The sequence below is a fragment of the Halalkalibacter akibai JCM 9157 genome (genome assembly GCF_000513135.1).
GTDB classification, from domain to species: domain Bacteria; phylum Bacillota; class Bacilli; order Bacillales; family Bacillaceae_D; genus Halalkalibacter; species Halalkalibacter akibai.
The window spans coordinates 67,078-90,206 of record NZ_BAUV01000007.1 but is presented as its reverse complement, the minus strand read 5'-3'; the positions used below and the strand labels follow the sequence as shown (position 1 = coordinate 90,206).

20 protein-coding genes and 1 riboswitch are annotated in these 23,129 nt (G+C 35.9%); of the genes, 8 read left to right on the top strand and 12 right to left on the bottom strand.

Annotated elements, in window-relative coordinates; genetic code table 11:
- Positions 1–102: 102 nt before the first annotated feature.
- From JCM9157_RS06400 to JCM9157_RS06375, 6 genes are all read right to left on the bottom strand, one after another.
- The gene (locus JCM9157_RS06400) at positions 103–2,061 is read right to left on the bottom strand and encodes a tripartite tricarboxylate transporter permease (RefSeq protein WP_052012981.1); all 1,959 of its coding nucleotides are present in this window, start codon (positions 2,059–2,061) and stop codon (positions 103–105) included.
- Positions 2,062–2,182: 121 nt separating this feature from the next.
- On the bottom strand, positions 2,183–2,479 hold the full coding sequence (locus tag JCM9157_RS06395) for a hypothetical protein (protein WP_035663169.1): 297 nt from the start codon (positions 2,477–2,479) through the stop codon (positions 2,183–2,185).
- Between the two features lie 15 nt (positions 2,480–2,494).
- Positions 2,495–3,754, bottom strand: coding sequence for an MFS transporter (locus tag JCM9157_RS06390; RefSeq protein WP_035663168.1), 1,260 nt, complete (start codon positions 3,752–3,754; stop codon positions 2,495–2,497).
- Positions 3,755–3,916: 162 nt separating this feature from the next.
- The gene (pepF, locus tag JCM9157_RS06385; RefSeq protein WP_035663167.1) at positions 3,917–5,704 is read right to left on the bottom strand and encodes an oligoendopeptidase F; all 1,788 of its coding nucleotides are present in this window, start codon (positions 5,702–5,704) and stop codon (positions 3,917–3,919) included.
- Positions 5,705–5,954: 250 nt separating this feature from the next.
- Complete coding sequence (locus JCM9157_RS06380; RefSeq protein WP_035663166.1) at positions 5,955–6,842, bottom strand: hypothetical protein; 888 nt, start codon at positions 6,840–6,842, stop codon at positions 5,955–5,957.
- Positions 6,839–7,201 carry an RNA polymerase sigma factor gene (locus JCM9157_RS06375; protein WP_235714830.1) on the bottom strand — a complete coding sequence of 121 codons (363 nt, stop codon included), beginning with the start codon at positions 7,199–7,201 and terminating at the stop codon, positions 6,839–6,841. The genes JCM9157_RS06380 and JCM9157_RS06375 overlap by 4 nt, the downstream gene beginning before the upstream one ends.
- Before the next feature lie 680 nt (positions 7,202–7,881).
- Here JCM9157_RS06375 and adhP point away from each other — a divergent pair.
- The 3 genes from adhP to JCM9157_RS06360 all read left to right on the top strand — a co-directional run bounded on the left by adhP (position 7,882) and on the right by JCM9157_RS06360 (position 10,948).
- Positions 7,882–8,892 (top strand): alcohol dehydrogenase AdhP, encoded by a 1,011-nt coding sequence (gene adhP / locus JCM9157_RS06370; RefSeq protein WP_035663165.1) that lies wholly within the window; start codon positions 7,882–7,884, stop codon positions 8,890–8,892.
- Between the two features lie 98 nt (positions 8,893–8,990).
- Positions 8,991–10,508, top strand: a complete 1,518-nt coding sequence (adh, locus tag JCM9157_RS06365; protein ID WP_035663164.1) for an aldehyde dehydrogenase — start codon at positions 8,991–8,993, stop codon at positions 10,506–10,508.
- Between the two features lie 83 nt (positions 10,509–10,591).
- Entirely contained in the window at positions 10,592–10,948 is a 357-nt protein-coding gene (locus tag JCM9157_RS06360; protein ID WP_035663163.1) for a DUF779 domain-containing protein, read from the top strand.
- A 58-nt stretch (positions 10,949–11,006) separates the two neighbouring features.
- Here the strand turns inward: JCM9157_RS06360 and JCM9157_RS06355 are convergent, their stop codons facing one another.
- From JCM9157_RS06355 to JCM9157_RS06330, 6 genes are all read right to left on the bottom strand, one after another.
- Entirely contained in the window at positions 11,007–12,455 is a 1,449-nt protein-coding gene (locus JCM9157_RS06355; protein ID WP_035663161.1) for a sigma-54-dependent transcriptional regulator, read from the bottom strand.
- Entirely contained in the window at positions 12,421–14,115 is a 1,695-nt protein-coding gene (locus tag JCM9157_RS06350; RefSeq protein ID WP_052012980.1) for a sensor histidine kinase, read from the bottom strand. The genes JCM9157_RS06355 and JCM9157_RS06350 overlap by 35 nt, the downstream gene beginning before the upstream one ends.
- Positions 14,116–14,124: 9 nt before the next feature.
- Positions 14,125–15,252: an iron-containing alcohol dehydrogenase gene (locus JCM9157_RS06345; RefSeq protein WP_035663255.1), complete on the bottom strand. Its 1,128-nt coding sequence runs from the start codon at positions 15,250–15,252 to the stop codon at positions 14,125–14,127.
- A 115-nt stretch (positions 15,253–15,367) separates the two neighbouring features.
- Positions 15,368–16,588 carry an MFS transporter gene (locus JCM9157_RS06340; RefSeq protein WP_035663159.1) on the bottom strand — a complete coding sequence of 407 codons (1,221 nt, stop codon included), beginning with the start codon at positions 16,586–16,588 and terminating at the stop codon, positions 15,368–15,370.
- A 182-nt stretch (positions 16,589–16,770) separates the two neighbouring features.
- On the bottom strand, positions 16,771–18,552 hold the full coding sequence (gene thiC / locus JCM9157_RS06335; RefSeq protein WP_035663156.1) for a phosphomethylpyrimidine synthase ThiC: 1,782 nt from the start codon (positions 18,550–18,552) through the stop codon (positions 16,771–16,773).
- Positions 18,553–18,708: 156 nt separating this feature from the next.
- A riboswitch (TPP riboswitch) is annotated at positions 18,709–18,823 on the bottom strand.
- A gap of 89 nt (positions 18,824–18,912) precedes the next feature.
- Positions 18,913–19,287 carry a PH domain-containing protein gene (locus JCM9157_RS06330; RefSeq protein WP_035663154.1) on the bottom strand — a complete coding sequence of 125 codons (375 nt, stop codon included), beginning with the start codon at positions 19,285–19,287 and terminating at the stop codon, positions 18,913–18,915.
- A 144-nt stretch (positions 19,288–19,431) separates the two neighbouring features.
- On the opposite strand from JCM9157_RS06330, the gene JCM9157_RS06325 reads away from it, so the two are divergent.
- From JCM9157_RS06325 to JCM9157_RS06305, 5 genes are all read left to right on the top strand, one after another.
- Positions 19,432–20,391, top strand: coding sequence for a 2-hydroxyacid dehydrogenase (locus JCM9157_RS06325; protein WP_035663152.1), 960 nt, complete (start codon positions 19,432–19,434; stop codon positions 20,389–20,391).
- A gap of 200 nt (positions 20,392–20,591) precedes the next feature.
- Entirely contained in the window at positions 20,592–21,203 is a 612-nt protein-coding gene (locus JCM9157_RS06320) for a CbiM family transporter (RefSeq protein WP_035663150.1), read from the top strand.
- Positions 21,204–21,217: 14 nt separating this feature from the next.
- Positions 21,218–21,964: a cobalt ECF transporter T component CbiQ gene (cbiQ, locus tag JCM9157_RS06315; protein ID WP_035663147.1), complete on the top strand. Its 747-nt coding sequence runs from the start codon at positions 21,218–21,220 to the stop codon at positions 21,962–21,964.
- A gap of 56 nt (positions 21,965–22,020) precedes the next feature.
- A complete protein-coding gene (locus tag JCM9157_RS06310) occupies positions 22,021–22,659 on the top strand; it encodes a hypothetical protein (RefSeq protein WP_035663145.1) in 639 nt (212 codons plus the stop codon).
- A complete protein-coding gene (locus JCM9157_RS06305; RefSeq protein ID WP_035663143.1) occupies positions 22,637–23,077 on the top strand; it encodes a hypothetical protein in 441 nt (146 codons plus the stop codon). Before JCM9157_RS06310 ends, JCM9157_RS06305 begins: the two co-directional genes overlap by 23 nt.
- The last annotated feature ends 52 nt before the right edge of the window (positions 23,078–23,129 follow it).

Sequence of the window (23,129 nt, the reverse complement as noted above, 5' to 3'; positions counted from 1 at the left end):
CTATCACTGCTGACTTAGTGTCTAGCAGTTTTTTTTTACATCAAAAAAGGAATCTCAAAAGGTTAATTTACCTTTTGAGATTCCTGTAATGGTTCTATAATATTAAAATACAGCAGGCAACGGAACTCGTAACAAAACAGAAAAGACGATATATAAAATAAAAGTGAACGCGAGCCCAACGAAGCAAATCTGTCTTATAGCAAGTTTTTGCTTATAAACGAACAAAGCGAACAATGGTATACTAATTACCAGGATCAACACCTGATTATAAAAGCCTATTGCGTTAATGAGTAGACTAATTATGGAAACAAATCCTACAATAATGATAAAGGGCCAAGAGATGCTTTTATCCTTTTTAACCTCTCTCTTTTCCATACTCACTTTTACATATTCAATCAATACTAATATCAACAGAAACAACAGTGTAATTTGCGGAAATAGTCTTTGTTGAAGTGGCATAGTCGTCATAAGAAAGATACTTACTCCAATCCCCATACTTAGTGCTAACCAAGTCAAAGCTCGAAAAGAGAGAAAATTCCATCCGGAAACTGACTTAACTTGTTTTAACAGGCTTGTTCTCTTGGTACTTCGTAATCTCTGATAAACAGCAACTCCAACCGTTAACAACACTAACCCGTATAATACAATATTCCAACTACCTGTGAAAAAATATGAAAAAGCAGAACCTCTAGCAGCTCCAACTTGAAGACCATGTAAAAGTCCTTGTTCTGCGATTGTACCTAGAATAAACCCTAGCGCAATTGGTGCTGGTGAAAAATCGAACTTCTGTAAAATAAACATGAACAGTCCAATTATCACGACAGTAGTAATATCAAAGACGTTATTTTGAGTTGTATAAGCACCAATTATGGAAAATGAGATAATTACTGGTGCCATATAGTGCGCAGGAATATGAGTCAATCTAGTCATATATTTAATCATCGCAAAACCAACAAAAAGCAAAAGAATTTGTGCAACTACCATGCTATATAAAAATGTGTACGCAACTTCAGCATGATCTACGAACAAGTTATTCCCTGGCCAAATTCCATGAATTAATAATCCACCCAAAAAGATGGCTGCTGTTGGGGAACCTGGAATTCCCAAGGTAAGAAGTGGAATTAATGATCCTCCGACCATCGCGTTATTAGCACTTTCCGATGCAATAATTCCGTTTTTTTCACCTTTTCCGTACTGATCTTTATTTTTAGAAAATCGCTTTGTCTCATTGTAAGCGAGAAGACTTGCAATGTTCCCTCCTGCACCAGGAACCATTCCAACAAAGGCCCCCAGGCTGCTTCCTATCGTAACAGATTTAGGATTTTTGAGAACATCTTTGAACGATTGTCTGATCGTCGATTGCTCTTGTTTAAAAGTATTCTTCTCACTTTTTTCAGAGTTTCGAAGATTCTCAATTAACCGAAGCGCTTGTGGGAAAGCAAATAAGCCAATTAAAACAGCAACCATATGCAATCCCCCAACTAAGCTATCTAAACCAAATGTAAATCTGGCTGTGCCTGTAATTGTACTTATCCCGATAAAAGATAAAAATATACCAAAACAGCCTCCCATTAAGTTTTTACTGACAGATCCATCTGAGATAGCAGCGATAACGGTTATCCCAAACAAAGAAATCCAAAAACTTTCAGTTGGACCAAATCGAAGTGAAAAATCAGCAAAGATCGGTGCAAAAAATAACAGCAATAACATCCCAAATAACCCACCGATTACAGATGCGATGGTTGCAAGTTCTAACGCTTTCCTGGCTTTTCCTTGCTTGGTCATTGGATAACCATCAAACGTGGTAGCTACATTGGCAGGTGCACCAGGTACGTTAAATAAAATAGCTGGTATGGAGCCTCCAAACACACTACCGCAATAAATGCCTCCTAAAAGAATTAGGCCATCCGTTGCACCTAATGAAAAAGTAAAAGGAATCATCAGTGCAACACCCATAGTAGGAGTTAGTCCTGGAAGTGCTCCAATAATGATTCCGAGAAAGATCCCTATCCCAAGTACAAGTAAATGATGAAATTCAAATACTTGTAAGAAAAAATCCATAACCTCGCCCCCCATCATATTCCGTAAAATATGATATTCACCTATACCAGTACTAGTGCTCAAGAAGGGGGCTATGGCTATAATTAAGCATACACTTCTTCCATATAAATAGAAGACTTATCTATTCTTCCTCTTTCTTACTACCTGCCTCTAGCTCTACTTTCTTACCTCCAACAGACAGATACGTATAAACTTCTAACTCAGGTTTTAATTTAGTAAGACCCTGTAAGTAAGGTTTGACTAAATCTTTAAAATCTTCATTTACTCCTTCTTCTTGAAGATGCCCATAAACATAAAGTTTCTTTTTTTCTGGTTCCATTAAAAATGTTAAAAAACCAAGAGGCTTATTATCATCTGTCACTACATTTAATACTTGAGAATCTTCCTTCATAAATTCAGGCGAAAAATAAATTTGCAAAATAACTTCCTCCTATTATTCAGTGGTTAATTGGAATTTTTTAAAGAGCGTATGTGCTTCACTATCTTCTTTGTTTGCGTTCTGAGTATTCTTTACATGGATCAGAAGTAAACATAACAACCCAACGCTAAGAGTTAAACCAGCAGTTGTTAAAAACATACCCGTTCTTGACCAATTCATGAGCCATTCAAAAATAGGTGGACCTGCTGCTACCCCAAGGAATCTTACCGATCCATAAAGCGAAGTTACAAATCCCCTTCTTTCTGCTCCAACTGACCCGGTAATTAAACTGTTTAAACAAGGCAAGACGAGGCCAGTGCCAACACTAGATACAGCAAGAATGGAAATGAAAGGAATGAGCTTTTGGAAGAAAACCAGCGTAGCAAACGAAATGGTCATAAGTAAAAAACCTAAAATAATAAATTTTTTCATCCTTTTTAAATCTTTACCAATTTTATTTCCTGTTATAAGTGAGGTTGTCATCATAAATAACAGAGGAATTGCCAGAATAGAACCTTTAAGAACTCCATCAATGTTGTATTGTGTTTCTAATGTATCTGACAAGTAAAACAAAATTCCAAATAACGTAAATAAACATGTTGCACCTGCTAAATAAGCTGTAAACAGCCATCTACCTTCTTGTTTAAAAACGGAAAAAAGCCCCTTTACATATTTCCCTATTGCTGGTGCTTCTTTTTTCTTCTTTTTTTCTTTTACAAAGAAAACGGTTAATAAGACAGAGATTAAAACGAAAACTGGAAATCCCCAAAATGGTCCGTACCACACTAATAATGCTAAGAGAGAACCAACAATGGGTGAAAGCACTTTACCAAAACCGTTCGATGCTTCCACGATCCCGAGTACTTTACTTTGTTCTCCTCCTTTAAACAAATCTCCAGTTAATGCCATTGCAATTGGTGCCGTTCCTGCTGCTCCAATCCCTTTTAGGGCCCTTCCTACCATAATCCACATATATGGATTATTAAAAAAAGCAGTAGCCACCCCCGCTAACAATCCACCAACCCCATATAAAATTAATGCAGGAACAATTATTTGTTTTCTCGAGAACCGGTCAGACATATACCCTAGGATAGGAATAGCAATAGCTGCTGTGATTGAGAAGACTGTGATCGTCAAGCTAGCTTGAAATGCTGATATACCTAACTCCGTTTCCATCCTCGGTAATATTGGGATAAGCATTGAGTTGCCTAACGTCATAATAAGAGGGATAGAGCCTATAGCTAAGATTACAAGACCTTTTTTCTTTGTCGCCAAATGTCTAACACGCTCCTTAACCTCTTTATTGAGAAGATATTATATTAACTATCATTAAGATGCGATTAATGGTTAAACTTCATACATATAAAAAAGCTGAAACCAAGGATTGTTTCTAGCCTTAGCTTCAGCTTTACAGAAATATTTTAAAGGAAGATGTTGTTACAACGAAGCAAATTCGTCCACTAACTCTCCAAATATCGCTAACGCATTTCGAATCGGTTCTGGTTTTGTTAAATCGACTCCTGTTGCTTTTAATAGCTCCAGTGGGTAGTCTGAGCTTCCGCTTTTTAAGAATGTTAAGTATTTTTCAAGTGTGTCAGGATTACCTTCTAGAAGTTGATCTGCAATGTGAATCGCTGAAGCATAACCAGTAGCATACTTATAAACATAAAACGGACGATAAAAATGAGGAATTCTCGACCAACCATATTTTACTTCGTCGTCAAACACAATTTCATCTCCATTGAATTCACGGAAAATTTGTTCATACACTTCATTAAATACCTCGGCATTTAAAGGTTCGCCGTTCTCAGCTTTTTCGTGGGTGATTTTCTCAAATTGCGAGAACATTACTTGAGTGAATAAAGTTCCTCTAAAACTGTCGATAAAATGATTAAGAAGATGTTTTTTCATCTTGGCATCTTCTGTATTTTTCAATAAATAGCGAATTAACAGAACCTCATTTACAGTTGAAGCTACTTCTGCCACGAATATAGAATAACCTGCAGAAATTTGAGGTTGGTGTTTGGACGAATACCAGGAGTGCATTGCGTGACCACATTCGTGAACTAGTGTAAATAAACTATCAAGGTCATCTTGATGATTTAAAAGCACGAACGGATGAACACCATACAACCCTAAATTATAAGCTCCAGATCTTTTACCTGGTGTCTCTCTAACGTCAAAATAACGTTTCTCCTTAAAGCTACGTAATGTTTCTACGTATTCTTCTCCTAATGGCGATAAACTTTTAAGCATCGTTTCATATGCTTCGTCAAATAAGATCTCCTCTTTTACATCTTGAACAAGCGGAACATTTAGATCGTATTGACGTAGTTCGGATAAACCTAATAATTGCTTTCGTATTTTCGCATACCTGTGTAATGGTTCAATATTGGCTTTTGTTGCTTCAATTAAGTTATCGTAAACTTCTTTTGGCACCATATCTGAGAAAAGAGATTTCTCTAAAGCAGAAGGATAATTGCGCATTTTCGATAAAGTAACATTTGTTTTAATGGAAGCTGACAAAGTGGAAGCGATCGTATTCGTTAATTGAACATACGGCTGATAATAAGCTTTATAAGCCTCTTTCCTTATATCGCGATCTTCGTCTTCAATTAATTTTGAATACATTCCTCTTGTTAATTCTACTTTTTCTCCCTCTTTGTTGGTCACCTCTCCAAATCTAATATCAGCATTATTAATCATACCGAACGTATTACTAGGAGCAGAGAAAGTCTCACCTAATTGTGACAACACCTCTTCTTTTTCTTTTGTTAGAACGTGCTGTTTATAACGATAAGCTTCAAATAAATCTTCTTCAAAATATTTAAGTCCTTCCACTTCATCAATGTAACCTTTAAGTGTACTTTCCTCTAAGCTTAGTAAGAAGGGGGTGAAGAAGGAAGTTGCGGAACTGAGTTTCACACCAAGTGATTTCACCCTATCTTGAAGAGATTGTGCTTTTGTATCCCTTGTATCAATATCAACTTGAAACATCGTATAAACATAAAGCTTTTTAAAGGTGTAACTCGTTTCTTCGCTTAAAGTTAAATAATCAAACAACTCTTTGGCACCTGTTATTTTTCCATCGAATTGACTCAGTTTTTCTGTGCGCTCTTTCACACTATGTAAATCTTTCTCCCATGCAGTTAGGTCAGGGTATATATCAGCTAAATTCCATTTCTCCTCTAATGGGACTTCTTCTCTTGATTTATACATTGTCATTTAATCAAACTCCCTTCCATTCTATGGTATTTAAATGTCTTATCGTATATGTTACTACAATACAGGCTCAGAACAAAAGAAAAGAAGCTAATTGCCCCTTTAAAAGGAACATAGAATCCTATATTCTATACTAGATCATTGATTGTGTATTCGCTAAATAGTTACATGCTGAGTAACATTTAAAGCAAAAAGCCCAAATCATTGATTTGGGCTTTAGTTACATTCAACAACACATCTACTTTTAAATTAGTTAATTATACATCCAACTAAATTGTTCGTATATCACTTTAACGTTTCTACCAAATCCTTCAGAGTACTCGATATATTCAGAGTTAGGTGCAAACAAACTTGTCTTAAAGAAGAATAGGTTCTCTCCATGTTCTACAGGAACAACATGAGCATAAACGCCGTCTCTTTCAAACAGAAGTTCTTCTATTCCTTGTCCAGGAACCTCCTGCCCTTTCATATATTCTTCAGTGAAATCTTCCTGATAACCCAAATTCAACATTCTTGTTCGATACGCTTCAATTAGTTCTCTTTGATCACCTGCATTTTCAAATCGAAAAATTTCTAAAACAACTGGTTCAACTGGTCCTTCACTATAATTGGCAAACCACTGAATCGCTCTGCCGTCATCATCAACATCATAATGAACTTCTAGTTGCACATCATATTTAGTGGTAAGACCGAATTCTTCGTCTTCAAACGTATAGACCTGAATAACATCCGCCAATCCTTCTTCATTTATAATTTCAAGTGGCATTGAAGTTTCATCATCAGTCATTAGCGCATTTGGAATTTCTCTTGTAACAGCTTCTTCACTGTACGCTTCTTCTTCTACTTCCTCAACAGCAGCAATGCCCAATTCCATTTGTGGTTCTGATTGATCAGCTGCTATTTCACTATCACTTGCTGAGTCCTGTTGACCCGTAAGCTGACTAGCACCTAAAACATATCCGATTCCAACCATTAATACAATTAAAGCAGCCACTTGCCACCTCTGATAATACCTACTCCAGTCACGTTTTTTCTTTCTTTTTATGTTTGCCATTATATTAGAAGAAGAAGATTGAGTTGGCATTTCGTCATAATATTGATTAAGTCGATTCAACGTTTCATCGAAATTTTTATGTGTCATAGCTGTTCACCTACTTTTTCATACTCTGCTTTTAGTTTTTGCTTTGCTCTCAAAATTCTTGTTTTGATTGCACCTTCAGTTACACCTAAGACGTTCGCAATCTCTTGGTAATTTTGTCCATGAAAAAAATGAAGCACAATTGGTACTTTATATTTATCTTCTAAACGATGAATCATTTGATGTAACTCTTGAGCTTCTTCATCGAAATGATCATTAATATACGTTTGTTGAGTTGTATATTTTTGAAGTTCTACTGTTTTCCTTTTCATTTGTTTTTCTTTCCTATAAAAATCTCTTATCACATTCAATGTTATAGAGTAAAGCCAAGTAGTAAATTTACCACGATTATGTTTATGAATAAAGCGATATACTTTTAAGAATACTTCCTGTGTTACATCTTCAATATGAGTTGGTGAGACGCTATTTGGAATGCAAATTTTTCAACTGTTTTAAGATGCCGTTCAATTAATTGCTGGAAGCATCATCATCTCCTTGTTTCGCCCGTTCAATTAGTTGTTCTTCCATCGTTGTTAACCTCCGAATTCACTCGTTCTTACTTTCTTGCTTATAAAACGACACGATGTTAAATATGGTTACAAAAATTATAAAGTTTTTATAATTTAAGAATACTAGGTTTTTTGCTGACTAAAAAGTTTTTATAAGCGGTTAGTAAGGATTTTTATGGTAAGGCTCTTTTCTCAAACATTGGTTTTATGGATTAAGGAAAAAAGAAGTATTCTTCCATTTCTTAAACAGCTATAGAGAAAAAACTGTATTTAAAAAACTTTCTTTTTCGAAACAACCAAATAATAAGATCATTCTTCAAGTTTTTCAGACTTATAACAGAACAACCTCATGTTAAATTCTAATGAAATGTCTCGACAAACTTATGGCTTAACCTGCCAAAAAATCGGCCCGATTTATCAATTACTCGGCTCATTTTCTCCCACTTAGACATTATATTCATTTTATTTTAGGTTTTTCATATTGGCACAGTACTTGCATTACTAAAAGTGAAACTATAAATGGAGGGATCTATATGAAAGCAGCTGTTGTAAATCAACATAAACAAAAACTTGAAATTAAGGAAATGCAAATACCTACTATTAACCGTGGTGAAGTTCTAGTAAAAATTGAGGCATGTGGAGTTTGTCATACAGATTTACACGCAGCCCATGGTGATTGGCCAGTTAAACCCAAACTTCCATTAATTCCTGGTCATGAAGGAGTTGGAATTGTAACTGAGATTGGTGAAGATGTCACTAATATAAAAGTTGGTGACCGTGTAGGAATTCCCTGGCTTTATTCAGCTTGTGGAGAATGTGAGTATTGTTTAACTGGCAGAGAAACTCTTTGTCACGATCAAGAAAATGGTGGCTATTCAGTTGATGGCGGCTATGCAGAATATTGTAAAGCTCCAGCAAATTACGTTGCTAAAATTCCCGAAAATGTTGATCCGGTTGAAATTGCTCCTATTTTATGTGCAGGAGTTACTACTTATAAAGCTTTAAAAGTATCTGAAGCTAAGCCAGGCGATTGGGTTGCTATTTACGGCATTGGCGGTCTAGGACATGTTGCTCTTCAATACGCAAAAGCAATGGGCTTTAACGTGATTGCCGTTGATATACAGGATGATAAATTAGAATTAGCTAAGCAACTAGGTGCAGATCATACGATAAATGGTTTAAATACGGATCCAGGTTTAGCTATAACAGAATTTGTTGGTGGAGTTCAAGCAGCAATAAGTGTTGCCGTAACTAAAAAAGCGTTTGAACAAGCTTACCAATCAGTAAAACGAGGTGGAACTCTTGTTGTTGTCGGTCTACCGCACGATGATCTACCAATTCCGATTTTTGATACAGTTTTAAATGGTGTAACGGTCCGTGGTTCAATCGTAGGGACACGAAAAGATATGCAAGAAGCTTTAGAGTTTGCAGCCCAAGGAAAAGTTAAAACAAATATTGAAACCGCTCCTCTTGATTCTATTAACGAAGTTTTTGAGAGAATGGAACAAGGAAAAATAAATGGTCGTATCGTTCTTACGATGTAATAATCTATCATCTATCGTAATAGAATTTCGTGTAAGCGTTTTAATATATTTATTAGGGGAGACTTTTTCTCCCCTCTATTTTAAAGGAGGCTTTAATTATGATCTACAGTCAACCAGGTTCTGCAAATGCAACTGTTCAATTTAAAAAGCGATATGATAATTTTATCAACGGAGAATGGACAGCCCCTCTTAACGGACAATATTTTGAAAACGTTACACCTGTTACAGGTGAAGTTTTCTGTGAAGTTGCCCGCTCTTCTTCTGAAGATATCGAATTAGCTCTTGATGCAGCGCACAGAGCTAAAACCGCATGGGGGAAAACATCAACTACAGAACGCGCTAATATCCTGAATAAAATAGCAGATCGAATCGAAGAAAATCTTGAAACACTTGCCATTGCAGAAACCTGGGATAATGGAAAAGCTGTCCGTGAAACGCTAAACGCAGATATCCCATTAGCTGTTGATCACTTCCGCTATTTTGCTGGTGCTATTAGAGCGCAAGAAGGTTCTATTAGTCAAATTGATGATGATACGGTTGCTTATCATTTTAATGAACCTCTTGGTGTTGTCGGTCAAATTATTCCTTGGAACTTTCCTATACTAATGGCTGTTTGGAAGGTAGCACCTGCCTTAGCTGCTGGCAATTGCATTGTTTTAAAGCCTGCTGAACAAACACCGGCTTCTATTATGGTACTTATAGAATTAATTGAAGATCTACTACCACCGGGAGTTTTAAATGTCGTAAATGGATTCGGAGTAGAAGCAGGAAAGCCTCTTGCTACAAGTTCTCGCGTTGCTAAAGTTGCTTTCACCGGTGAAACGACGACAGGCCGTTTGATCATGCAATACGCTTCTCAAAACATTATTCCGGTTACTTTAGAGCTAGGTGGAAAATCGCCTAATATCTTCTTTAAAGATGTCCTTGATCAAGACGATGCGTTTCTAAATAAAGCGATTGAAGGCTTTGTCTTATTTGCGCTAAATCAAGGAGAAGTTTGTACTTGTCCTTCTCGTGCACTGATACATGAATCTATTTATGATGAATTTATGGAAAGAGCACTTGCGAGAGTTAAAGAAATCAAAACTGGAAACCCACTAGACGTCTCCACTATGATGGGAGCTCAAGCCTCAAATGAACAAATGGAAAAAATACTATCCTACTTAGAAATTGGTAAACAAGAAGGTGCAGAATGTTTAACTGGTGGTGCTAGAAACAACATCGAAGGTTTTGAAAACGGTTACTACATTCAACCTACAGTATTCAAAGGACATAATAAGATGAGAATTTTCCAAGAAGAAATTTTCGGTCCTGTTGTTTCTGTAACAACATTTAAAGATGAAGCAGAAGCTCTTTCTATTGCAAATGATACATTATATGGTCTTGGTGCAGGTGTTTGGACCAGAAATGTCAATACCGCTTATCGCTTTGGTCGTAACATAGAAGCTGGCAGAGTTTGGACAAATTGTTACCACGCTTACCCTGCTCACGCTGCATTTGGTGGATATAAAGCTTCAGGTATCGGTCGTGAAAATCATAAAATGATGTTGTCTCATTATCAACAAACTAAGAATATGCTTGTTAGTTACAGTCCTGATGCTTTAGGTTTCTTCTAAAATTCTGCTTATTCATTCAAGGATGTTTAAAATACCAATTTTAGACATCCTCTTCCTTTTTATTAAGCAAGAGGAGGTTTTCAATGGTACAAAGAGTTACGTGCACAAAAGCAACGATTCAACTCATAGAACTTCTTAAAGAAAAACATGGTCCACTGATGTTTCATCAATCAGGAGGCTGTTGCGATGGAAGTTCACCGATGTGCTACGCAATGGGTGATTTTATCATAGGTGAAAACGATACATTACTAGGAGAAATAGCCGGATGTCCGTTTTACATTAACTCCGCTCAATACGAATATTGGAAACATACTCAGTTAATTATTGATGTAGTCGAAGGGCGTGGCGGAATGTTTTCTCTTGAAGGTCCTGAAGGGAAACGTTTCCTAACAAGATCGCGAATGTTCTCTGAAGAAGAACGAGCTAGTTTAAGAGGTTAAAGTCGTAATGGAGGCTACTGAGCTCAAAATCCCAGTAGCCTGTTTTTTTTTCACGAAATTAAGATCCTTTCTCATTTAGCAAATAACGTAATTTTCTCATGCTTATATTTAATCGTTCAGCTGCTTTCTTACGATCACCAATCGTTTCCTTAAGCATTTTAGTTACGAATGCTTTTCCGATTTCCGTTTCGAGATTCTTCACAGATAATAAAACTTGTTCTAGATTTACGTCGTTGCTTGATTTCCACAAAGCTACGATTTCTTTATTCCATAATTGTATATAAGACTCAAGATTTTCTTTTGGTGAAGCCCCAGTCTCATTAATTAAATTGGGGCTAAGTTGATTTAAACCGATTATTTTTTCTGGTAAGCAGTCTGTAGTCATTATGATATCTTGTTCATCCGCTAAAGCAATGGCTCTTTTAATGACATTATATAGTTCACGTATATTTCCTGGCCACTCATATTGACAAAGTTTTCTTATTGCATCTTCAGAGAAACGTAGATTTGTTTGTTGCTTTTTTAATAAATAAGAGACTAGCTTTGGGATATCTTCTCTTCTCTCTCGTAACGGGGGGATTGTTAATTTGACCACGTCTAACCTGTATAACAAGTCTTCTCTAAATCTTTTATCCTCAACTGCTTCTAGCAGGTTAACATGTGAGGCGGCGATAACCCTTGTATTCGTCTTTCTAATTGCTTCATCCCCAACCTTCATGTATTCACCTGTTTCTAACACTCTTAGAAGCTTAATTTGAGTAGCTAATGTTGCCTCTCCGATTTCATCTAAAAACAAAGTACCGTTGCTAGCTATTTCAAATATTCCCTTCTTATTTTTGATTGCACCAGTAAATGCACCTTTCTCATGACCAAATAATTCACTTTCTAGTAAGGTTTCAGAGATAGCACCACAATTAATTCCCATAAAGGGTTGTTCTGCACGTTGGCTTGCTAAGTGAATGAAATGAGCAAAGACTTCTTTTCCTGTACCTGTTTCTCCTTCTATTAGTACATTCACATTTTTTTTTGAGATTTTATAAGCCATTGTAATTAGCTGATTCATCAGAGGACTTTCACCGACAATCAACCCAGATTCTGTCGCTAATTGAAACATCGTATTTTGCTCAGATGTGATGGTATTATCAAGTAGTTGATCAATTAATCGTTCTAGCTGTTCAATATCGTCAAATGGCTTCTCGATATAATCATTTGCTCCTAGTTTGATTGCTTCAACAGCCGTCTTAATCGTACTATAACCTGTCATAACAATCGTTTTACAAGCAGGGTACTTCTCTTTTAATTTTGCTAATAATATTAACCCGCTTGTATCAGGTAGTTTGACATCGACCATTGCTAACTGATAGGAATCTTCTTCTAATAAGCGAGAGAAGTCGTCTCCATTGTAGCCAACTTTTACAACGTAACCTCTACTTGTTAACAAATGCACTAAAAAATTACCAACTTCTTTTTCGTCATCTATTATTAGTATTTGATGTTTGGACTTCATACAAACTCTCCCCTCCTTTTTTCGGAAGGATTAATATAAATTTACTTCCTTTACCTAATTCACTTATAACTTCAATTGTTCCACCATGTGACTTAGCAATTCCTAAACTAACTGAAAGTCCTAAACCAGAGCCTTTAATGGCCTTCTTTGTTGTGAAAAAGGGATTAAAAATATCTTGAATTATAGATTTTTCCATTCCTGTTCCATTGTCACTAATACTTAAGCACACACTTTCTCTGTCATTATAAATATCCTCATACGTTTCAACTAAAATCGTTTTTGCAGAAAAATCATCTTCCTCAAAAGCTTGTTTCGCATTCAACAAGAGATTAATAGCTATCTGTTCGATTTGTTGTAAGCTACCATTAATAGTTGGTAAAGTTTCATCTAAATGTAAATTTAATTTTATATTTTGTTTTTCAATCTGATAGCGAATTAGATGTAGTACTTGTTCAACTGCTTTATTTAATGAACATTCTTGAAATACATATTCATCTTGTCTGGAAAACGTCAGTAAGCTACGGATGATGTGCTTACAGCGAATTCCGCATTGATGGATATCCTGCAGTAATTGGTATTCAGTTTTTTCTTTTGATGTTGTTCTAAGTAATAATTGAGAATTGCCTAAAACAGCAGTTAGAGGGTTATTAAGTTCATGCGCGACACCAGCAGCCATTTCCCCTATTGCAGCTAGTTTTCCGGAATGGATTAGTTGAGCTTCTATTTGCAATTTTTCTGTTACATCATTTATGTACACAATCACTTCAGTGAGTTCATTTCCTTCATTAAAAGAAGGATAACAGATAATCTCACAAATTCTATTTCTTATTTTTATTTGTTTAGTTGTGACTTGTCTTGTTTGAAATGCCTCTGTCAAAGGACTTATTTGTGAATCAATCTCTACTAATTGATGAAATGTATGTTGATAAATAACCTGTTCTTCCAAATTAAAAAACTGTTTCACAGCATCATTTATGAGTGAGATCGTTTCTTTATGATGAATGACAAATATCATACTTGAGACAGAACGAAACGTCTCCTCCCATTGTTTTTTTCCGTTTAAGACACTGTTATAAAGTCTTGCATTTTCAATACATGTTGCTAACTGATCAGTCAACTGTTGGAAAAAGGCATAATCCTCTTGCTGATAGTTAGTTTGATGTTTACTTTCCAAACTAAAAACACCTATCACTCTGCCCTTACAGACCAATGGGTAAAGAATCATAGTTTGAGCCCCTAATTGTTTTAAAGAACTTTGCTCAAAAAAGGGTACTTCACTATCTTCAAGTGTCTTTATGATCGGTTCTTTTATTTCAAGTACAGTTCGAAACAATGAGTTCCCATTCGGAAAGTAAGTCAATCGTGGCAACGTTAGCTCGTTCTCTGGATAGACATGCGTCAGTATCAGTTCATCACGTTCTAAAGTTGCTACATACAGTCGGTCGATTAGAAAAATTTGATTTAATTTCAATAAGATGTTTTGTAACATGACCCCCATATCCGTATCTATATTAAAACTTTTCGTCACTTCATTAATGATTTCAAGTTGCATATTTTTCTTTTGTAACTCTAGGACAGTCTTCTTTAACTCGGTGTAATAACTTTTTTTAGAAGATTTCACACCAGTCAGAAGATCAATCATCTCCACTTTGTTAGTCATCTATATCACCTACAGTGCTTGTCTAAATAATGCTTCTACTTCTTTTAAAGTAATATCTCGTGGATTCGTGATCATGCAGGCATCCTGTAAAGCAACTACACTCATTTCTGGAATATACTCTTCAACCGAGCCCATTTCTGATAATCTTTGCGGTGCGCCTATATCAATGGATAAATTCCTAACATGTTCAATTCCCTTTAACCCAGCTTGCATCGTAGTTAATCCCGATGTATTTTCACCAAGTAGTTTAGCAATAGTAGCAAATTTTTCTGGGCATGCAATTAGATTAAATTCCATAACATGTGGAAGTAATACGGCATTGACCTCTCCATGAGAGAAGGGAAATCTACCACCAACTGCATGTGACATAGCATGAACAGCGCCAAGAATCGCATTCGAAAAAGCTAAGCCCGCTTGTAAACTTGCCATTGCCATTTTTGATTTAGCTTTATTATTTAATTTCGAAGCAACTGAAGGTCTTAAATATTCTGCAACCAGTGAAATGGCACTTTGAGCTTGCACATCTGTTAAAGGAGTAGCAGCAACACTAACATAAGCTTCAATTGCATGAGTTAATACATCAAGACCTGTTGCTGCCGTAAGTTGTGGTTCCTTTGACGACAGCGTTTTTGGATCTATAATCGCGATATCAGGAATGAGCGACTTAGACACAATCGTCATTTTCTTTTTTCTAGTGGAATCAATAATAATGGAAAATTGAGAAACTTCTGAGCCTGAGCCTGCCGTAGTTGGTACCATAATTTGCGGAGGCAACGGGGCTTTAATCTTATCAATCCCTTCATATAGCTGAATTGAGCCATGATTCGTTGATAGTAAAGCGATTGCTTTTGCAACATCTATGGCACTGCCTCCTCCAATCCCAATTACAGCGTCACATTCAAACTGTTTGTATAGTAAAAGACCCTTTTCTACTTCAAAATCCTTAGGGTTAATTGTTAACTCATGGAACAATGTATACTTTAAGCCTTTGTTCAAACAACTTTTTAAGATATCATCTAACCATTCTTCGTTTAAAATACTTGGATCACATACAATAAAAACATTCATAGCTCCTACTCTAGCACAGCATTCACCTAGTTGACTTATAGACTCTTCTCCAAAAATCACTTCAGGCATAACAAATTTATTAATCACGTAAACACCCCAAATGATAAACTACAATCTACTTAAAGAATTCGACAACAAAAGTCGTCATTCCTTCAAATAACGACTTTAAGTATACCTGTAAACTTTATTTATCTAATTCCTTTTGTCTCCTAATAGATGCCAAGATGATTCCAATACAAAAAAATAACGCAACAGCCATCAGTAGAAATGGAATTTTTGGATCAATCTTATAGGTAATCCCACCGATGATGCCCGCTGGGGAAATAAACAATAAAACAATCACCTGTAAAATCGAAAACATATTTGCACGATTATCATCTTCAATCACATTAGCGACAGCTGTTTCAAGATACGGGTTAGATAGTAACAACCCTGCAGCTAATAAAATAGTACATATTAAAACAGCAGTGATATTTCCTTGTTCTGTTAAAACTAATATGATTAAAGCTATAATTGACAAGACAAACCCGATAATCATAAAGTGTTGGTGTCTATCCTCTTTAATCCGTGGGATAACAATAAACAGCAACACAAGCATACAAATAGACGAAGCAGCAGGAAATATAGCGATGGTCGCATCCTTAAAAGCTAACACATCTACTAGATAAATAGATAAATACGTGTTTTGCATTACTAATTGGAACTGAAAAAGAACATAAACGGAAAATAGTAAAAGAAGCGTTTTGTTTCGTAAAAGATTTGCCACCGTTTCTCCGTAAACTTGAAGTGATTTTTTAATATTCATTTTCTCTGCTTCTTGTTTTTTTCGAATGCCTATTTCACTTTCGTAAGTTGTAAAATGACGAATAATAAACATTAACGTCATACTGAGAAATGCGATGAAATACATTAATCTCATTGCCGGAACTAATGACATTTGACTAATGAGCAACCCTGCTAAAGGAGCAAATAAACCACCAATAACAGCAATTAACTGCAAAATCGTGTATACAAGTGCTCGTTTACTCTTCTCAGTGTCCTCTACAATTAAACATGTCCAAGCAATATGAGGTATTTTATGAAAACCATTAATGATAGCTGCAACAAGGAAAAACCAAAAATTTTGTGAAATAGCCCAAAGTAAGGTAGCAACAGACCAACTTAAAAGGTCAAAAATAAGTAAAGCATACTTTCTTCCAAGTTTATCCGTTAAGAAACCACTTACAAAAGAAGAAAAAATCTGAACGATTAATCCGATACTAGTAATGAGTCCAATTTGCATCTCGGTTAAACCGAGTACCAACATATAAACAGAAGCATAAGTAATAAATAAACTGTACGGAATAATGAATAATGGTTCTACAATAATACAAGCTCTTGCGTTACCAGAAATTTGTCTTAGCATAAGGTCCCTCTCTCAGGTGTAAGAATATGAATCTTCTTTTATATTCTACTTGAAAAAACACGACTTAAAGCTTATTATTTTTAACTTTCATTAAATTTTTTAGAAAGTCTTAAATACTCTAACAAAAATAAAAAAGAAGGAAAACCCACTAGGGCATCCCTCCTTACAAATTTCAAAATCTATTATTGATAAATGTTTCCACCAGATTGTTTGAATTGCTCAGCTTTTTCTTGCAAGCCTTTCTCAATTGCTTCTGTCGTCTCCAACTTATTTTCTTTTGCATATTGACGGATATCATGAGAGATTCTCATACTGCAAAATTTCGGTCCACACATTGAACAGAAATGAGCTGTTTTTGCTCCTTCTGCCGGTAAGGTTTCATCATGATATTCTAACGCACGCTCTGGATCTAACGCTAAATTAAATTGGTCTTTCCAACGAAATTCAAAACGAGCTTTAGATAGAGCATCATCACGTATTTGAGCTCCAGGATGTCCTTTTGCCAGATCTGCTGCATGTGCGGCAATCTTATACGTAATAACCCCTTCACGTACGTCATCACGATTTGGTAAGCCTAGATGTTCTTTAGGAGTAACATAACAAAGCATGGCCGTACCAAACCAACCAATCATCGCTGCTCCAATCGCAGATGTTATATGATCATAACCTGGTGCAATATCTGTTGTTAACGGACCTAATGTATAAAAAGGGGCTTCATGACACATCTCTAACTGTTTATCCATATTCTCTTTAATTAAATGCATTGGAACATGACCTGGTCCTTCTACCATGACTTGAACATCGTGCTCCCAAGCGAGTTTTGTCAATTCACCTAATGTTTCAAGTTCAGCAAACTGAGCTTCATCGTTTGCATCAGCAATTGAACCAGGACGAAGACCGTCACCAAGTGAAAAAGCAATATCATATGCTTTCATGATTTCACAAATCTCTTCAAAATGGGTATAAAGAAAATTTTCTTGATGATGATATAAGCACCACTGTGCCATAATGGACCCACCTCGTGAAACAATTCCAGTTAAACGTCTAGCTGTCATTGGAACATATCTGAGCAAAACACCTGCATGGATTGTAAAATAATCGACACCTTGTTCAGCTTGTTCAATTAATGTATCGCGGTAGACTTCCCAAGTTAAATCTTCGGCAATTCCATTAACTTTCTCTAATGCTTGGTACAAAGGTACGGTTCCAACTGGTACGGCCGAATTCCGTATAATCCACTCTCTAGTTGTATGTATATTTTTCCCTGTTGATAAATCCATTATTGTATCGGCGCCCCATCTAGTTGCCCAAGTCATTTTTTCGACTTCTTCCTCAATCGACGAGGATACAGCCGAATTGCCAATATTCGCATTAATTTTCACATGAAAATTACGACCAATAATCATAGGCTCTGTTTCCGGATGATTAATGTTCGCAGGTATAATAGCTCTTCCTCTTGCCACCTCTTCACGTACAAACTCAGGGTCTAGATTTTCTCTAATGGCAATGAACTCCATCTCGGGTGTTATGATGCCTTTTTTGGCATAATGGAGCTGAGTTACATTCTTTCCATCTTGAGCGCGTAACGGTTTTCGTACACTCGTAAATACTTGTTTATTGGCTCTTGGGTCATTCTCTGCTTTAAAGCCATTATCTTCCGGTTTGATGATTCTTCCCTCGTATTCTTCTACGTCATTACGTTCTTTAATCCAAGCCTGACGTAACGGAGGTAAACCTTCAGTTATATTGACAGAGTACTGATGGTCCGTGTAAGGGCCGCTCGTATCGTACACACGAACTGGTGCATTTTCTTCTTCGCCTACAGTACCTGTTGTAGGACTCAACTCGATTTCTCTCATTGGTACTTGAATGTCTGATCTTGAACCAGTGACATATACTTTTTTACTACCTGAAAAGCTAGACATAATTGAGATGTTTTTTTCATTCAATGAAGATGTGGACATGTGAAATCTCTCCTTTTAATATAGTTTTTTCAATAAAAGGACGAGATCTAGAACATAAAAAGAGGAAGGTTTATTAAAGAAAACACATAAAAAGCCGGGTACACCAATAAATCGTTCATTGGTTGGACCCGGCTAATTGACTACGTAATCTTTAAACTGTAATGTCATAAACTTCCCCACGCTGGTATGAGCCAGATCAGGTCCAAAGGGTCAATAAACTTCTGCATGTTTATCTCTCAGCCCAACTCATTGGACACCCCTAGTTATTACTATTAAATTATTAAACAAGTCAAAGTATATCCTATACTGACTTTAAATGATATAGTTTTTTCCTTTTTAGGATAAAAGTACCATCCTTAATTACAACACATAGTCTGCTAGAACACTTTGAACTTCGTAAATGTTCAAGCTTTTATTAAATTGTTTCTGTATAGGCGTTGAACTTCCTGACACCCATATTTTTAACTCTGCATCTAGGTCGAAATTGCCTGCAGTTTCTATACTAAAATGAGTAATATTCTTGTATGGAATGGTATGAATCTCTACCTTTTTTCCTGTAACACCTTGTTTATCTACAAGTATTAAACGTTTGTTTGTGAAAATGAACAAATCACGAATTAATTTATACGCTTTGTCTATCGTTTCATCTCTCGTTAAAACCTTGGCAAACTCTCTTTCAACCTCGGAAATGCTAACTTCTGATGCGTTACCCATTATCCCATCAAAAAATCCCATATTCATTCCTCCTTAAAAACATAATCACTTTAATACAGCATACCATAAATTACCTATTGTCTACTTCTTTATTGGTTGAATTTTCAAGAATATGATAAGGTTTACTATATAATTAGCGATTGGATTGCAAAAAGGAGAGCGTAAATGAAACCAAAAGTACTTGTTTATATGAGAGTTGATGAGCGTGTGATTGAAACATTAAAGAAGGATTTTGAAGTGACCTGCTTTCAAAATCATGAATACTTAGGTGATCCTGCTTTTGATTCGGCCTTAAAAGAGGCTGATGGCATCATCGGTTTAGCACTTAAGGTTACAAAAGAGCTATTAGATGCAGCACCCAACTTGAAAATTGTTTGTAACGTATCTGTTGGCTATGATAACTTGGACCTAGATGAAATATCGAAGCGCAATATTTTAGCTACAAATACACCTGAAGTCTTAAATGACACAACCGCCGATGCAATATTTGGTCTTCTAATAGCTACAGCAAGAAGAATTCCAGAGCTTGATCATGTTGTAAAGTCTGGTGGTTGGAACATCTCTTTACAACCTGATCAATATGGAGTTGATGTTCATCATAAAACATTAGGAATTATAGGTATGGGCAGTATTGGGAGTGCTATAGCGAAACGGGCTCACTTCGGTTTTGACATGAACATTCTATATCATAACCGTAGCCGAAATAAAAAAGCAGAACAAGCGTATCAAGCTACTTATTGCGAGTTAAATGAGTTATTAGAGCGATCTGATTTTGTTTGTTTAATGGTACCTGCTACAAAAGAAACCGCTAATTTAATGGGGCGCGAGCAATTCCAAAGAATGAAAAAAACGGCTATTTTCATTAATGGGTCTAGAGGGAAAAATGTTGATGAACAAGCTCTTTATGAAGCTTTAAAAACAGGAAATATACATGCTGCTGGTATTGATGTATTTAAAGAGGAGCCTACTCCAAAAGACAATCCGTTACTAAAGCTAAAAAACATTGTTACTTTACCTCATATCGGTTCATCTACTACAGAATGCGAATATAATATGTCTAAATTAGCTGCTGAAAATCTAAAAGACGGACTTAACGGCAAGATGCCTCCTAGTCTATTGAATTAGGAAATTTGGAATAAAAATCTTACATTTTTAGAGGGTGTACAAAAGGTTACTGTCGATCTTTTAGTTCATCTTCTTTTTTATTTTCTTTATAATTATTTCTACACATTCATTTCCAAACATACTCTGTACATAATTAGATTGTTTTCACAATATAATCAGTCTGGATAATCAAATTTATTTAAAGGAGGTGAGTACGATCTGTGCATATCGCTGATGGAGTACTCGACCTATCCGTAGCTATCGCAACAACGGTTGGTGCGACTGGTTTATTAATTTACTCATTGAAGGGAACAAAAGAAGAAGAAATCCCCAAAATTAGTTTACTTACAGGAGCTTTTTTCGTTTCAACTCTTATTAATATTCCCATTGGCCCCACATCTGTACATCCTTTATTAGGTGGTTTCCTAGGATTGGTCCTCGGTCGCAGAGCCCCTATTGGAATTTTCATTGGGTTAATTCTTCAAGCTGTGTTATTTCAACACGGAGGTATTACAACTTTAGGGGCAAATACATTACTAATGTCCATCCCCGCTCTATTAATTTATTGGTCAATTCCTTTACTAAAGAAAGTTCCTTTTTTCTTCAGGGGGTTCTTGGCTGGTTTTTCCGCCATTTGTGGAGGTGTCCTTTTACTAATCCTTCTTTTGCTCTTATCCGATCAACGTTATGGTGAGGGAGCCTTTTCAGTTATTAGATTCGTTTTTATAGCCTACTTTCCTTTAGCCTTACTAGAAGGTGTTTTAACTGGATTTGCAGTAAAACATTTGTACACAATACGCCCCAATTTATTTGATAAAAAATTAAATTGCTAAAGGGGGAGATTGTATTGGCTTCATTTGAAGATGAAAATATTGAGGGTGTCAGAAAATGGGCTTCTTCTTGGGAGCCACGAACAAAATTTCTAGCAGCTGTCTTTTATATATTTGGTGTAATTAGCTTGCAATCACTTGCTCTCGCCTTCACAGCCTTCATCATTGCTTTTGCAACCGTTTGTTTCATGGGTATCCCAGTTAAGTCATTATTTAAACGTTGTCTCATTATTACTCCATTTTTGCTACTCATGACCATTCCTTTGTTATTTAATCAAGGCCTTTCATTGATTCATGATAATGTAATCTTTGCTCTTCTGATTATTACCAAAGCCTTTACATCTATGACTGTTTTAACGATCTTATTAGATTCTCAATCATTAGAACAATTTATGAATAGTTTAGCTCATCTAAAAGTCCCTCCTATATTAATTACAGTTCTAATGCTTTCTTATCGTTACGTATTTTTATTTCTAGAAGATATACAAAAAATGCAACTTGCTGCTAAAGCACGCTTCTTTAATGGAGGTATTAATATCAAAAGTCTGAGGACATATGGCCAATTAACTGGCTGTTTATTAATCAAATCATTAGACCGTTCAGAACATGTATACGAAGCATTAACATCTAGAAGCTTTACTGGTCAACTTCAATTCGGTTCATGCAAGGCTGTTTCTAAATTCGATATTAGTAAGTCTTTGGTAGTTGTATTAACCATATCTGCACTGGTCATCATTGAGAAAAGTAACATTGGCCTTATATAGGCCAAGGTTCTTTTATTCATTCTAAAGTACTAGGTTATAACAGAGGAGTTGTTAACATGAAGAAAACTAGCTTACTTATAATCAGTATAAGCTTATTTAGTTTCGCTTTAATTGCTTGTACAAACGTTGAGGAAAACGATCCAGTAATCGAGCAGGAGATAGATAAAGAAGCTGATCTATCAGAAGAGATCATTGAAGAAAAGGATACAGAAGTGGATTTAGCTGAAATCAAAGAGGAAGAAGAGGAAGAAGAAGATAGTATAGCAGATGGAATTGGCCATCATGGTGAGTTGCCGTATGAGTGGGCTGGTACCTATCAGCTTGAAAAAGGAACGTATTCTTTAGTATTTAATGAAAATGAATTTGGCGATGAAAGTATCCTTGTTGCCTTTATACTAGAAAATAAAAACATTCTCGATTTAGAGCATCATGCTGCACATTTATTTGAAGCAACACCTGAAGAAACAGACGTCAATCATCACTTTATTGCCCAACATGAGTTTGTTTATAACCTGCCATTAAACAGCGATGCAACACATTTCACATTTGAAGTTGTTGAAACTGGGAGTTATGTTTTATTTACAGAACATCATGCTCATGAGTTTCAGATGCAAATATCAAATGAAGACGGATTTGAAATAACGGTAGAACATGAAAAGGAATATGAAGGACATGATCACAGTCACAGCCATTAATGAAAAACGTCTTATAATTAGTTTACTATTCTTTTTTGTTCTTTCTCTTCCCTCTCCAATTTATGCTCATAAATTATTGATAGAGCAAGTAGAAACGGGAATCATTAAAGTCATGTATGATGACGGGAGTTTTTCAACGAGAACATCCGTGACGGTCTTTGATGATAAAGGAGTTGAAATTGAAGTAGGATCTTTAGATTCAAACGGCTATTTTTATTATGATGACAAGCAGGCTTTTTCTTTTGTTGCTGAAGATGGAATGGGACATCGCTCCGAATGGCGAATAGATAAAGAAATGGTTAGCGAATCTAATCGACACCGTTTACTGATTGCCCTAGCTGTAGTATTCATTTCTGTGCTTATTGCCGTATACTTCTCTATTAAAACGAAGATAAAGAAAAATCAACTATCGTCTTAGCTTGTTAATAATGAGCTGTACCTAAGGAACAAACTAACTGGGAATGTCTTAT

Coding starts and splice junctions, on each gene's coding strand:
- JCM9157_RS06350 (WP_052012980.1), bottom strand. CDS start 14,115: ATGACTAACAAAGTGGAGATGATTGATCTTCTGACTGGTGTGAAATCT.
- JCM9157_RS06380 (WP_035663166.1), bottom strand. CDS start 6,842: ATGACACATAAAAATTTCGATGAAACGTTGAATCGACTTAATCAATAT.
- JCM9157_RS06360 (WP_035663163.1), top strand. CDS start 10,592: ATGGTACAAAGAGTTACGTGCACAAAAGCAACGATTCAACTCATAGAA.
- JCM9157_RS06340 (WP_035663159.1), bottom strand. CDS start 16,588: ATGCTAAGACAAATTTCTGGTAACGCAAGAGCTTGTATTATTGTAGAA.
- JCM9157_RS06310 (WP_035663145.1), top strand. CDS start 22,021: ATGAAGAAAACTAGCTTACTTATAATCAGTATAAGCTTATTTAGTTTC.
- JCM9157_RS06345 (WP_035663255.1), bottom strand. CDS start 15,252: ATGCCTGAAGTGATTTTTGGAGAAGAGTCTATAAGTCAACTAGGTGAA.
- JCM9157_RS06400 (WP_052012981.1), bottom strand. CDS start 2,061: ATGGATTTTTTCTTACAAGTATTTGAATTTCATCATTTACTTGTACTT.
- JCM9157_RS06305 (WP_035663143.1), top strand. CDS start 22,637: ATGATCACAGTCACAGCCATTAATGAAAAACGTCTTATAATTAGTTTA.
- JCM9157_RS06355 (WP_035663161.1), bottom strand. CDS start 12,455: ATGAAGTCCAAACATCAAATACTAATAATAGATGACGAAAAAGAAGTT.
- JCM9157_RS06330 (WP_035663154.1), bottom strand. CDS start 19,287: ATGGGATTTTTTGATGGGATAATGGGTAACGCATCAGAAGTTAGCATT.
- pepF (WP_035663167.1), bottom strand. CDS start 5,704: ATGACAATGTATAAATCAAGAGAAGAAGTCCCATTAGAGGAGAAATGG.
- thiC (WP_035663156.1), bottom strand. CDS start 18,552: ATGTCCACATCTTCATTGAATGAAAAAAACATCTCAATTATGTCTAGC.
- adh (WP_035663164.1), top strand. CDS start 8,991: ATGATCTACAGTCAACCAGGTTCTGCAAATGCAACTGTTCAATTTAAA.
- adhP (WP_035663165.1), top strand. CDS start 7,882: ATGAAAGCAGCTGTTGTAAATCAACATAAACAAAAACTTGAAATTAAG.
- JCM9157_RS06325 (WP_035663152.1), top strand. CDS start 19,432: ATGAAACCAAAAGTACTTGTTTATATGAGAGTTGATGAGCGTGTGATT.